Raw genomic sequence first — 12,088 nt, 5'->3', positions numbered from 1 at the left:
CTACCGTTTTTTTTCCGCCGATTTTCGCAAAAAATGTGCCTCAACATTCAATTTTCCACTTTTGCATTTCCTATATTTCCCGTGTGTAATAAATGTGTATATGTCATGAAAGGATGAAGTGTATGCAGTATCTTGATTTAAAAATGGATTTTATGTTTAAACAGCTGTTTGGACACCCGAGCCGAAAGTCGATTACGATGGCGTTTTTAAACGCGTTGTTGCATCGGACAGGCGATGACCGCATCGTCGATGTGCAATTTGAAAACACCGAACTGACGAAAGAAACAGAAGACGGAAAAACGGGACGGCTAGACGTCATTGTTCGCACGAATCGCGGCGAACGCATTCACGTCGAAATTCAAATCATCCCGCAATACGGCATGCCGGAACGGCTACTGTACTATTGGGCGCGGTTGTTTTCATCTTCGTTATCAAAAGGAGAACGGTACGACACCCTTCCTCCGACCATCATGATCGCCATCCTCAACTATCCACTCTTTCCGCACGAAACCGACCGCTTCCACACCGTCTTTCACATCCGTGAAGATGAAGAACAATTTCTTTGGAGCGATCACCTTGAATTTCATGTACTCGACTTGTCACAATTTATGGTAAAATGGAAGAAATATCGGAGAGAAGTGAAGCAATCGCCGGAATGGCCATGGCTGACGATGTTGTCGGCGGTGGATAGCCGAACAAAACGAATGGACGAAGACATGTTTCGCGAATTGGAGGGAATCGCGATGACAGAACAAGAAATTTTAGAAGCTTTAGAAGAATGGCAAAGTTTGAGCGTTGACCCGGAAAACCGCTACGCATACGAAATGCGGCTAAAATGGCTGCTTGATCAGCTATCGAACATTCGCGGAAGCCGGGAGGAAGGATTGAAGGAAGGGCTGAAAAAAGGATTAGAACAAGGTCGGGAAGAAGGATTGAAAGAAGGATTGAAAGAAGGATTGGAAAAAGGACGAGAAGAAGGAATAAAGGGAACGATTAGAAAAATGAGCGAAAAAGGAATGAGCGTGGCGGAGATTGCTAATATATTGGACATGACAGAAGAAGAAGTACGAGAACGGTTGAAAAGCTAGGTCATAATAAAAAAGTCAGTGCTTTTGGACGCTGGCTTTTTTGTTTTTATATCGATTCGATACAACTAGGCAGGCAACATGGAAAAAACAAACTGCCGTCGATTCTCTAGTGTTTTTACACACTTAGAAATCGACGACAGTTATGAATGTTGGACAAACTCATCACTGTTCCAACAACTGCTGCACTTCTTCTTCTGCAAGATCCGTTACATTCGCAATGTCTTTTACGCTCATTCCTTTTCTCGCCATCGTTTGTACAAGGTACTTCATTCCTTGTCTCATTCCTTGCTTGATGACTTGTTTCATCCCTTCTTCAATTCCATCCGTACAAGCATGCGTAAAAATTGTTTTTTCAGTTCCACTCGTTCACTTTCAGTATACCCCATCTTGCTTAACAATGCAGCGGCGATTGGATTATCATTACGGATGTAGCTTCGCCAGTTTTGTTTGCGCAATTCGACGGTAAAAAAGTGAAAGTCGAGCACGTTGCCAAAAGGAAATTGAAGAGTAAACGTTGAAGGTTCGTCGCGGATTGTATCGTAGCTAAAAACAGCGATGGGAACAATGTTTTTACGATATTTTTCAAACAAGCGGCTAAAATAAATAAACATCCGCTCAGGAAACGACGTTTGCACATCGCTTTGGTTTTCGATATGGACGATGACAAGTCCGTCTTTCCCTTTTAACTTCGTTTCGACAAGCAAATCAACGCGATACTTCTCCCCTGCCGTTACATCGGTAAACAATTCTTCCGATAAAAACGACAAATGGCGAAAGTCAATATGCTCATGCATCGCTGGAAAAAAGAGAACAATAAATTCCTCAAAAAACGTTTGGATCAACTCTTTAAACAAACGGTCGTGGTCAATGGACATATAGTCACTTCGCATATTATAGCTTACTGTCCTTATTCGACAAAATGTGCGGTTTCCCTGTTAGTTTTTGAAAAATAAAAAACCCAAGCTCTTTCATAGAACTCGGGTCTTCCGATGATTCCGACTGGGCTCGAACCAGCGACCTCTACCCTGTCAAGGTAGCGCTCTCCCAGCTGAGCTACGGAATCATATTTGTCATTGTGCTCTATCGAACACATCTTTTATTATATAGACGAGCATGTGATTTGTCAAAGACTTTTTTCAAAAAAATTTCTCCCCCCTCCTTCTTTATGCCACGTCTAGAATAAACGGCAATTATGGTATAATAAAACAAAAGATCAGGAGGAATTGGCATGGCCGAGACGATGGAGGAAACGATTGTCCATGTATTAAAAGAAAAATTAGCGCCGTTTGTCATTTATTTATTCGGCTCCACTGTCAACGGAACGGTCCGTCCAAACAGCGATGTTGATATCGCTTTTTTGAGCGATGAAAAACAGCTCGATCCATATGAACTGTTTATGATCGCGCAAGAGCTCGCCAATCTCTTAAAACGGGAAGTAGACCTTATCGACCTTCAACAAGCAAGCACCGTGTTTCAGGCTCAAGTCGTCCACACCGGAAAAACGATCTATTGTTCAGATGAGAAAAAACGAATGGAATTTGAGTTAAAAGCGTTTAAAATGTACGCTAAGTTAAACGAAGAGCGTTCTGTCATCTTAAAAAAAATAAGCGAAAGCGGGTCTGTTTATGGAAAATGATGTGATTTTGAATAAAATTAGCATCATCGAACGATGCTTGAAGCGCATCGGTGAAGAATACGAAGATAACCCAAATCATTTGCAAAACTACACAAAGCAAGATTCGATTATTCTCAATCTCCAGCGAGCGTGTGAAGCAAGCATTGACCTCGCCATGCACATTGTAGCTCAAAAACAACTAGGCCTTCCGCAAAACAGCCGGGACGCGTTTTCCATATTAGAAGAACACGGGATTATCTCTTCTTCTCTTTCGCAAAAAATGAAAGCGATGGTTGGATTCCGAAACATAGCGGTACATGATTACCAACAGATTAACTTAAACATTTTACAAGCCATTTTAGAGCGTCATTTAACCGACTTTACCGAATTCACTCAAGCTATTCTCCATTATCACGATTAAGCGAAAAACTCCTGCCTCCAAGCGAAGGCGGGGGGCGCTTCTAGGAAAATGGATACCATTTAGGCTGAGTATAAAACAAAATCTCCATCCTCATGACAAAATCCGCACAGTACGATTGAAAAACACCCCAAGCAAACCGTTTTCAGTTTGGCGAAGGAAATGATCGGTATATTTTATAATAAAAATCATTCTTCATATATGCTTTCGATTTTTTCTTTTGAAAACGTTATCTGTGATGCTCTCTCATTGTCTTCGCTCCACTTTTTGTGATATGATGAAAAGAAACACGTAAAACGGAGGGGATGTTGATGAGATACGTCACGCTGACAGACGTGTTTGTCCATCCGATTGCGCAAAAGTATTTGAAACGGTCTGGTATTGCACACGCGATCGCGACAGCCTATCACGCGTATCGGCTCGCCCTTCAACACAGCGTCAATGTCGATCTGGCAACGAAAGCCGCACTTTTGCATGATATCGGCCACTACGAATGGTACTCGAACGGAACATGGGACTACGAACAATATAAACAAAATGACATTCACGCCATTAAAGGCGCCGAACGAGCGCATAAATTGCTTATCCGCTTAGGCGAGCATCCGAAAAACGCCAAAGAAATCGCTCTCGCCATCCTTTTGCACACCGATTCTTACCTTCCCGAAGGTGAATTTAAACGAAAACCGTTACAGGCGATTATTAAGCTGGCTGACGAAGCCGATGAAGAGCCGGGCGGCAAACATCACTACCGGAAAATCGACAATGCGCTCGCTCTAAAAAAAATCAAACAATTGGATGAACTCGTCGACCGCCAACTGCAACAAGAACGGCTCGACGACATTATATAAGGCTAGGCGATATAGACCTAGCCTTATATCCCGTTATCGCGAAACAGCTTCCGGCCTTGTCTTGACATAAGAAAGCGCTTTGTCAAAGTCGGCAATTAAATCATCCGCTGCTTCTAGCCCGACGCTTAAGCGCAACAAGCCGTCGGTAATTCCCCGCTTCTCTCTTTCTTCTTTCGGCATCGCCGCATGCGACATTTTCGCCGGATATGACAAAATTGACTCGACCGCCCCTAAACTGACCGCAAATACCGGAATTTTCACATGCTGCACAAACGTGCGAACCGCTTCTTCATCTGCTAAGCGAAATGACAACACCGCGCCAAACCCGGACGCTTGATACCGGTGAATCGAATGGCCCGGATGATCCGAAAGCCCCGGATAATACACTTCCTCAACTTTCGGATGGTTCGCTAAAAATTGGGCGATTTTAAGCGCTGATTGGGCCGATTGCTCAAGGCGGACGTGAAGCGTCTTTAAACCGCGCAGCACAAGCCACGCATCTTGCACGCCCAACACCGCGCCGAACGCATTTTGCAATTTATACAACTGATCGGCAAGCTCTTTGTCTTTCACGACCGCAAGCCCCGCCACAACATCGCTATGCCCTGATAAAAATTTTGTCGCGCTATGCAACACGACATCGACACCTAAATCAAGCGGACGCTGCAAGGTCGGTGTCATAAATGTGTTGTCTAAAAACGTTAAACAACCGTTCGCTTTCGCCAGCTTCACAATGCCGTGAATATCGGTAATTTTTAACAGCGGATTCGATGGCGTTTCCACATAAATCACTTTCGTATTCGGGCGAATATGCGAAGCGACTTCATGCAAATCGGTCATATCGACAAACGTGTATTCAATGCCAAAACGGCTTAATACTTCCGTAATCATCCGGTACGTGCCGCCGTACACATCTTCGGTCACAAGAACGTGATCGCCTTTTGACAAAAGCAAAAACGCTGTTGAAATCGCCGCCATACCGGAAGAAAAAGCAAACCCTCTCACTCCTCCTTCCAGTTCGGCAATTGTCTCTTCCAGAGCTTCCCGCGTCGGATTGCCGGAGCGGCTATAATCATATTTTCCGAACTCATCAAAATCGGCTTGATGAAACGTCGACGCATGCTGGATCGGCACACTGACAGCTCCCGTCTGCTCATCGATTTTCCATTTGTTATGCAATAAATTTGTTTGAAACGAAAACGATTTTTCCATTTCGTCACACCTCTTTCATTTTTTCCAAGGCTTGCGACAAATCAGCAATTAAATCTTCGACATGCTCAATGCCGACCGAAAAGCGTAGCAGGCGGTTACAGACACCGTTGGCGATGCGAATTTCTTCTGGAATGTCGGCATGGGTTTGCGTCGCAGGATACGTAATAAAGCTTTCCACCCCACCTAAACTTTCGGCGAACGTAATGATTTGTAAGCTTTGTAAAAAGCGATTCACCCATCGTTCTTCGCGCACGCGAAACGATAGCATTCCGCCTCGCCCCGGATACAATACGTCCGTCACATCTTCATGAGAAGCTAAAAATTCGCTAATGCGCCGCGCGTTTTCTTCATGCTGTCTCATCCGTAAGGCCAATGTCTTCATTCCGCGGATTAACAGCCACGAATCAAACGGCGACAACACTGCGCCGATCGCATTATGATATTCCGCCAGCCGTTGACAAAGCTCCTCGCCCTTGGCAACGACTAAACCGGCTAGCACGTCGTTATGGCCGCCTAAATATTTCGTCGCGCTATGAATCACAATATCCGCCCCTTGTTCAATCGGGCGCTGGATGACCGGCGTATAAAACGTATTGTCAACAATGAGAACCAGTCCGTACCGCTTGGCAAGCTGGGCTACTTCGCGAATGTCTGTTTCTTGCATAAGCGGGTTCGTCGGCGTTTCCAGAAAAATCGCTTTCGTTTTTTCTGTAATCGATTTCTCCACTAATGATATGTCGCGAAAATCGACATAATGAAACGACAATCCGTACTTTCTCCATCCTTTTTCAAAAAGCCGATATGTACCACCGTAAAGATCGGCGGACACTAAAAACTCATCGCCGCTTTCAAACAGCGCCAATACCGTTTGAATCGCCGCCATGCCCGAGCTAAACGCATACCCTTGGTCTCCGCCTTCGAGTTTGGCAATCGCTTCTTCGACGATTTTCCGCGTTGGATTTCCGGTACGGATATAATCAAACCCTGTCGACTGTCCAATTCCTTCATGGCGATAAGCCGTTGAAAAATAAACAGGCGGATTAACCGTCCCTGTCACTTTCTCGCTTCGATTTCCGATTTGCGCAAGCACTGTTTCTACTTTTTCCATCTACGTTTCTCCCCTTTTCGTAAAATAAAAAAAGTCTTCTTTTAAGAAGAAGACTTTTACAGACCGATAGAAGTGCTTCTTCTTATCTTCCGAATTGAAAACAATTCGCTGGATTTAGCACCTGGCCAAAAAATTGGCTGGTTGCTGAAGCTTCACTGGGCCAGTCCCTCCGCTTCTCTTGATAAGAACGAAATACTATATAGAATTTTCTGATTTTCTATCAATGTACACGATTTTTCGAGAATTTGCAAGCATTTTTTTACTGCGCCGTATATCCACCGTCAATGACGACCGCTTGACCGGTCACGCCTTTTGCTTTATCACTTGCTAAAAAAAGAGCGTAATCCGCAATTTCTTCCGGCAACAATAGCCGTTTTTGCGGCACGAGCGGATAAATGACTTCTTCCAATACGTTTTCTAACGGAACATGACGCGTCGCGGCTAAATCCGCCAGCTGATTGCGGACAAGAGGCGTATCGACATAGCCGGGACAAAGCGCATTGACGGTAATTCCATGCGGTGCTCCTTCGAGCGCCGCTACTTTCGTCAACCCAATCACCCCGTGCTTGGCGCTATTATATGCCGCTTTTCCGGCAAAACCGACCAATCCGTTAATCGACGCCATATTGATAATGCGGCCGTATTGTTGCTGTTTCATAATAGGAAGCACATATTTAATCGCTAAAAACGGCGCCACTAGCATGACGCGAACGAGCAGCTCAAATTTCTCTGTTGGAAACTCTTCAATTGGCGCTACATGTTGCAATCCCGCATTATTCACTAAAATATCCAAGCGCTCATATTTCGCCATCGTTTTCTCAATGGCGGCCTTGATCTCCTCTTCCGCCGTCACATCGCATTTAAAACCTGTCGCTTCAAATCCTTGTTCATTCAACTGCCGCGCCGCTTCCTGCACACATTCTTCATTTACATCGGTAAGGATCACTTTTGCTCCATGTTCAGCAAAACGCTTGGCAATTGCAAATCCGATCCCTTGTGCCGCCCCTGTTATGAACATCACTTGATCGCATACCATACTGCCATAACCTCCTATGTTAAATCCCTAGTCCAAACGAGAAAAGAATGATTGCAATAATCGTTCCGAGCGCAGGAACAATGACCGTTAACGCACCAACCGCGCCGTACGCATCGCGATGTGTTTCGCCACAAATCGCCCGAATCGTTGTGACGACATAACCGTTATGTGGCAAAGAATCTAAAGCACCTGATGAGATCGCAACAACGCGATGCAACGCCTCTGGATTGACCCCCATATCTAAGTAGTGAGGTGCTAGCAACGGTAACGCAATCGCCTGACCGCCGGAGGCCGAACCGGTAATTCCAGCAATGACGCTAATCGCAATCGCGCTGCCGATTAACGGGCTTCCTGGGATATTTGTAATCGCCTGCACTGCTTCCGTAAAAGCTGGAACCGCTTTCGCCACACCGCCAAACCCGACGACAGCCGCTGTGTTGCCAAGCGCAATTAACGCACCGAGCGTCCCTTCGGAAAGCGCCCCGCTAAAGTTTTGGAAGTAGTTGCGGTTGAGCGCGTACACAGCGATCACACCGCCGAGCAGTGCAACAATGAGTGCAGACTGCTTTAGTGAATTATGGAACGCAAAAGAAATGACTAAAACGACAATTAACGGAATGAATCCAGCCATTGGATGAGGTAACGCTTTATCGCTCGCCACCGGATCGCCTTCTCTTTCCATGAACCGTTCGCCATTTGAAATCGCTTTCATAATCATCCGCTTTAACCACCAATAGCCGAAAACAGCCATAAAGACCGCCACCATAAGGCTCACTTCCCAGCCGGCATACGGAGACGTTTTTAAATATTCAATCGGAATCCAGTTTTGAATTTCCGGTGAGCCGGCAGATGTCATCGTAAACGTAACAGAGCCGAACGCGAGCGCCCCTGGAATAAAACGGCGCGGCAAATTCGCCTGCTTAAATAAGCTAACCGCCATCGGATACACAGAAAATGCGACAACAAATAAGCTAACGCCGCCATACGTCAATACAGCGCAAGCAAGCACCACAGCCAATGCTGCCCGCTTTACTCCGATTTTGTCGACAATCCATTTGGAAACGCTTTCTGCCGCCCCACTATCTTCCATCAACTTTCCAAAAATCGCCCCGAGTAAAAACATTAAATACCATGATTGAATAAATCCTGAAAAGCCGGCCATATAGTTGCCGACGAAGTTCGCTTCCCCTTCACCGACGAGCTGCGGAAACAGTGGAAGTCCGCTTAATACCGCAACAATGAGCGCACATAACGGTGCGGCGATAAATAAATTCATTCCCCTCATCGTCAAATAAATTAATAGTCCAAGTCCCCCGATAAGACCGATCATACTCCACATTTCATACACCCCCTATGTTCATTTCGCAAAAAATTCCCAGTTTATCCTTCTGTCTTATCCCCTTCTCAACGACTCATCCCCCCCTTTTGACAAGCGCTTCACCTTTTTCTTTCGCAAAAACGGTGCCAAAATCAAATGGTCTAAAAATATACAATATTAAAACTGTTTATTATGTATTTATTCCGCAAATGTGTAATTTATGAAAACACCTCTTCCGACTGGTTCAGTCTCTTTTTCTTTGTAACACGCGCAATAAAAACACCTTCCAAGCGCAAAAAAAAAAAACACAGAACAGTAACTAAAAGCACATATGATAGAACCTGACATACTTTGCCGAAAATATGTTACAATATTATACGAATTTTTCACTCGTTACGGAGGGCAGATGATGATCATACAAAAAGGAATCATAACCGAACAAACGATTTACAGCCGTGAACTCGACGAAGACGTGACGCTGCTTATTTATTTGCCAAGCACGTTTTCGCCCCTTTATAAATATTCCCTCCTCATCGCCCAAGATGGGAAAGATTATTTTATGTTTGGAAAAGTCGGCCGCGTCGTCGAGCAATTGATAGAGGAACAGAAAATCGACCGGACGATTGTCGTCGGCATCCCGTATAAAGATGTCCATGACCGTTACGAAAAATATCATCCAAACGGAAGCAAACATACCGCTTATTTAAAATTTTTGGCAAATGAACTCGTTCCATATTTAGATCAAGAGTTCCCCACGTACGAAATGGGAATGGGGCGCGCTTTAATCGGAGATTCGCTTGGCGGGACGGTTTCGCTATTGGCAGGGCTCACCTATCCGCATACGTTCGGAAAAATCGCGATGCAATCACCATATATCAACAAAGCGCTTCTCGAAAAAATCGAACAGTTTTCTGAGCCGCATTTGTTACATATATATCACTCGATTGGCAACAAAGAAACCGATGTCAAAACAACCGATGGAAACGTTCGTGATTTTATTACGCCAAATCGAAAAGCATATGATCGTTTTGTCCAAAAAGGATTTTCTTACAAATATGAAGAATTTTCCGGCGATCATACGTGGACATATTGGCAGCCGGATCTCCCTCGTGCGCTTGCATATATTCTTGCTTTGTAAACAAACGTTACACTACAATGTTTTTCAAAATTTTGTTATAATTAAATAATACCGCAATATAGGGAGGGATTCCGATGAAATACGGCATTGTCATTTTTCCATCGAAACGAGTACAAGATTTTGCCAATTCGTACCGAAAGCGTTACGATAGCCATTATGCGCTTATTCCGCCGCACATTACATTGAAAAGCGCGTTTGAAGCGGATGAAAGCGAAATAGATAAGATCGTAAAAGAACTTCAGCAAATCGCCGCAAAAACGGATGTCATTCCGCTAAAAATTACAAAATTCAGCTCTTTTTATCCGGTCAACAATGTCATTTATTTAAAAGTAGAGCCGAACGAAGCACTTCAACAATTGCGCGAAAAATTGTACAGCGGCATTTTTACGGATCATCCGGAATATGCGTTTGTTCCGCATATTACAATCGGCCGCGATTTATCAGATGGAGAATATTTCGATGTATACGGGCAATTAAAAATGCAAACGGTGCGCTTTGAAGAAACAGCCGACCGTTTCCATTTGCTTTATCAGCTAGAAGATGGCGCATGGACCGTTTATGAAACATTCCATCTTAGAAAGGACTAAAAATAATATGGTAGTCGTATTTGGCAAAAAAGAAAAGGAAGCGCTTTACCAGGACGCCCTCTTTGTCCGCCAAAAAGTGTTTGTCGAGGAACAGCACGTACCAGTGGAAGAAGAAGTCGATTCATTCGAAGACGAAGCGGTTCATTTCGTTCTTTATGACCAAAATAAGCCGGTCGGGGCAGGAAGATTTCGCATGCTGGATGAAGCAATCGGCAAAATTGAACGCATTTGCGTGCTATCCGACTATCGAAACAAAGGCGCCGGCCGCCTCATCATGGAGCGTATCGAGCAGTTTGCAAAAGAACATGGCGTGACGAAAGCAAAATTAAATGCGCAAACACATGCTGAACCGTTTTACAAAAAGCTAGGATACGAAACGATTTCTGACGTGTTTATCGATGCGGGCATTCCTCACGTCACGATGATCAAAACTCTTTAGGACCGTAGCATGTCGATACGGTCCTTTCTCTTATATATACTCATCAAACTTCTGTTCTTTTCCTGACATTTCCATTTCGAGCGTCCAAAGCAGCTCCTTCTTTTTTCGCTGCGGCTGCTTAAACGAGGAGGCATTTCGATATTGATCGACGCCATTTACAGGCATAACCGGAAATGTGACAAATGAATCGAAATGATTCGGCACCGGTCGGTTTACATAGTGAAAAAACGAATCGTATGGAGAAAATAGCGTATACATTCTCCACTCCCCCTTTTTTAATAAAATTCGACTAATCATAAACAAATCCTTTTTTCTTATCGTATGTTTTGTTATGATGAACATTGATGTGTGAAAACGAAAAGGGGAATTTTCATATATGGATCAGGCAAAGTACAAAGGAAAAGTCATCCGCCTTTCCGAATTAGCGAGAGAAAAATATGAAGCCGTATACGAGTCGGCCTTGCGCGGACAAGTCGCCTGCATCGCATGCGGCGAGCCGGTCAAACTATACTTAGGCATGCAAAAGCAGCCGCATTTTTATCACGAACACCGTTTAGCCTGTCCGCTTTCCGGTGAAAGTAAGCTGCTTGATGAATGGAATATGCCGGTCGCCTATCAGCCATCTTCTCCTTTTCAAAGAAAAAAACCGAAAATCGTCCATCTCGAAACCGGCTATATACGTGCGCTTTCAGAAACTGGCATTCCGCTCGATGCCGCCCAACTGCAAGCGGTGCGAACAACGGAAGGCCCGCTTCTCGTTTTAGCAGGAGCTGGAAGCGGCAAAACGCGTGTGCTAACGGCCAGAACCGCCTATATGATCGCGGAAAAAAACATTCCGCCTTCTTCGATCATGCTCGTGACGTTTACGACAAAGGCGGCAAAAGAAATGAAAGACCGCCTTTTGACATATCTGGGCATGCACCCGTCTTTCGTTTCTCAACTTGTGACCGGCACGTTCCATAGCATTTTTTACCGAATGATTTCCCATTTTGATCGCGAGCGCTGGCACATAAGCCGGCTGTTAAAATGGGAATGGCAGCGGGAACAAATGATCAAAGAAGCGGGACGCGAACTTGATTTAGATGAACGGCAATTTGCGTACGACCAAGCGCTTCAGCAAATTTCTTATTGGAAAAACACACTCGTGACAGTCCAAAACGTAAAGGCAAACAGCCAGTGGGAAAAGCCACTAGCGTTGCATATATGTTTTAAATTTACTGTTTAACTATAAATTTACTTTTACGAAGGGACAAAAAGGCAACCTCCAACTAAAGTTCGCTT

Annotated in this window: 13 protein-coding genes, 1 tRNA gene, 1 pseudogene and 1 riboswitch; of the genes and pseudogenes, 8 read left to right on the top strand and 7 right to left on the bottom strand. The window is 44.5% G+C overall.

Features of this window, described 5'->3' with window-relative positions:
• Positions 1–122 precede the first annotated feature (122 nt).
• On the top strand, positions 123–1,088 hold the full coding sequence (locus tag HNQ34_RS15600; RefSeq protein WP_183256215.1) for an Rpn family recombination-promoting nuclease/putative transposase: 966 nt from the start codon (positions 123–125) through the stop codon (positions 1,086–1,088).
• A gap of 162 nt (positions 1,089–1,250) precedes the next feature.
• Here HNQ34_RS15600 and HNQ34_RS15590 read toward each other — a convergent pair.
• Both HNQ34_RS15590 and HNQ34_RS15585 read right to left on the bottom strand, forming a co-directional pair.
• A pseudogene (locus HNQ34_RS15590) lies at positions 1,251–1,963 on the bottom strand (Rpn family recombination-promoting nuclease/putative transposase).
• Between the two features lie 115 nt (positions 1,964–2,078).
• Positions 2,079–2,151 (bottom strand) — tRNA-Val (locus tag HNQ34_RS15585).
• 165 nt (positions 2,152–2,316) lie between these two features.
• Between HNQ34_RS15585 and mntA the strand changes: the two genes are divergently transcribed.
• From mntA to HNQ34_RS15570, 3 genes are all read left to right on the top strand, one after another.
• On the top strand, positions 2,317–2,724 hold the full coding sequence (gene mntA / locus HNQ34_RS15580; protein ID WP_183256211.1) for a type VII toxin-antitoxin system MntA family adenylyltransferase antitoxin: 408 nt from the start codon (positions 2,317–2,319) through the stop codon (positions 2,722–2,724).
• Positions 2,714–3,124 carry a type VII toxin-antitoxin system HepT family RNase toxin gene (gene hepT / locus HNQ34_RS15575; RefSeq protein WP_183256209.1) on the top strand — a complete coding sequence of 137 codons (411 nt, stop codon included), beginning with the start codon at positions 2,714–2,716 and terminating at the stop codon, positions 3,122–3,124. The genes mntA and hepT overlap by 11 nt, the downstream gene beginning before the upstream one ends.
• Positions 3,125–3,432: 308 nt before the next feature.
• Positions 3,433–3,969, top strand: coding sequence for an HD domain-containing protein (locus HNQ34_RS15570; RefSeq protein ID WP_183256207.1), 537 nt, complete (start codon positions 3,433–3,435; stop codon positions 3,967–3,969).
• Between the two features lie 33 nt (positions 3,970–4,002).
• Here HNQ34_RS15570 and metC read toward each other — a convergent pair whose 3' ends face one another.
• From metC to HNQ34_RS15550, 4 genes are all read right to left on the bottom strand, one after another.
• Positions 4,003–5,181 carry a cystathionine beta-lyase gene (gene metC / locus HNQ34_RS15565; protein WP_183256205.1) on the bottom strand — a complete coding sequence of 393 codons (1,179 nt, stop codon included), beginning with the start codon at positions 5,179–5,181 and terminating at the stop codon, positions 4,003–4,005.
• Between the two features lie 4 nt (positions 5,182–5,185).
• A complete protein-coding gene (locus tag HNQ34_RS15560; RefSeq protein ID WP_183256204.1) occupies positions 5,186–6,289 on the bottom strand; it encodes a methionine biosynthesis PLP-dependent protein in 1,104 nt (367 codons plus the stop codon).
• A 79-nt stretch (positions 6,290–6,368) separates the two neighbouring features.
• A riboswitch (SAM riboswitch) is annotated at positions 6,369–6,477 on the bottom strand.
• A 71-nt stretch (positions 6,478–6,548) separates the two neighbouring features.
• Positions 6,549–7,325: a 3-hydroxybutyrate dehydrogenase gene (locus HNQ34_RS15555; protein ID WP_183256202.1), complete on the bottom strand. Its 777-nt coding sequence runs from the start codon at positions 7,323–7,325 to the stop codon at positions 6,549–6,551.
• 19 nt (positions 7,326–7,344) lie between these two features.
• Positions 7,345–8,664, bottom strand: coding sequence for a GntP family permease (locus tag HNQ34_RS15550; RefSeq protein ID WP_183256200.1), 1,320 nt, complete (start codon positions 8,662–8,664; stop codon positions 7,345–7,347).
• 388 nt (positions 8,665–9,052) lie between these two features.
• Here HNQ34_RS15550 and HNQ34_RS15545 point away from each other — a divergent pair, with 388 nt between their 5' ends.
• The 3 genes from HNQ34_RS15545 (at position 9,053) to HNQ34_RS15535 (ending at position 10,807) form a co-directional block, all read left to right on the top strand.
• Positions 9,053–9,781 (top strand): alpha/beta hydrolase, encoded by a 729-nt coding sequence (locus HNQ34_RS15545; protein ID WP_183256198.1) that lies wholly within the window; start codon positions 9,053–9,055, stop codon positions 9,779–9,781.
• A gap of 74 nt (positions 9,782–9,855) precedes the next feature.
• The gene (locus HNQ34_RS15540) at positions 9,856–10,368 is read left to right on the top strand and encodes a YjcG family protein (RefSeq protein WP_183256195.1); all 513 of its coding nucleotides are present in this window, start codon (positions 9,856–9,858) and stop codon (positions 10,366–10,368) included.
• A 7-nt stretch (positions 10,369–10,375) separates the two neighbouring features.
• Positions 10,376–10,807 carry a GNAT family N-acetyltransferase gene (locus HNQ34_RS15535; protein ID WP_183256193.1) on the top strand — a complete coding sequence of 144 codons (432 nt, stop codon included), beginning with the start codon at positions 10,376–10,378 and terminating at the stop codon, positions 10,805–10,807.
• 30 nt (positions 10,808–10,837) lie between these two features.
• Here HNQ34_RS15535 and HNQ34_RS15530 read toward each other — a convergent pair whose 3' ends face one another.
• Positions 10,838–11,065, bottom strand: a complete 228-nt coding sequence (locus HNQ34_RS15530; protein WP_183256191.1) for a hypothetical protein — start codon at positions 11,063–11,065, stop codon at positions 10,838–10,840.
• Positions 11,066–11,183: 118 nt separating this feature from the next.
• Here HNQ34_RS15530 and HNQ34_RS15525 point away from each other — a divergent pair, with 118 nt between their 5' ends.
• On the top strand, positions 11,184–12,032 hold the full coding sequence (locus tag HNQ34_RS15525) for a UvrD-helicase domain-containing protein (protein WP_246364268.1): 849 nt from the start codon (positions 11,184–11,186) through the stop codon (positions 12,030–12,032).
• Positions 12,033–12,088 lie beyond the last annotated feature (56 nt).

This window comes from Anoxybacteroides tepidamans (assembly GCF_014201465.1).
Classification (GTDB): Bacteria; Bacillota; Bacilli; order Bacillales; family Anoxybacillaceae; genus Anoxybacteroides; species Anoxybacteroides tepidamans.
This window is presented reverse-complemented; position numbering and strand designations above follow the sequence as displayed.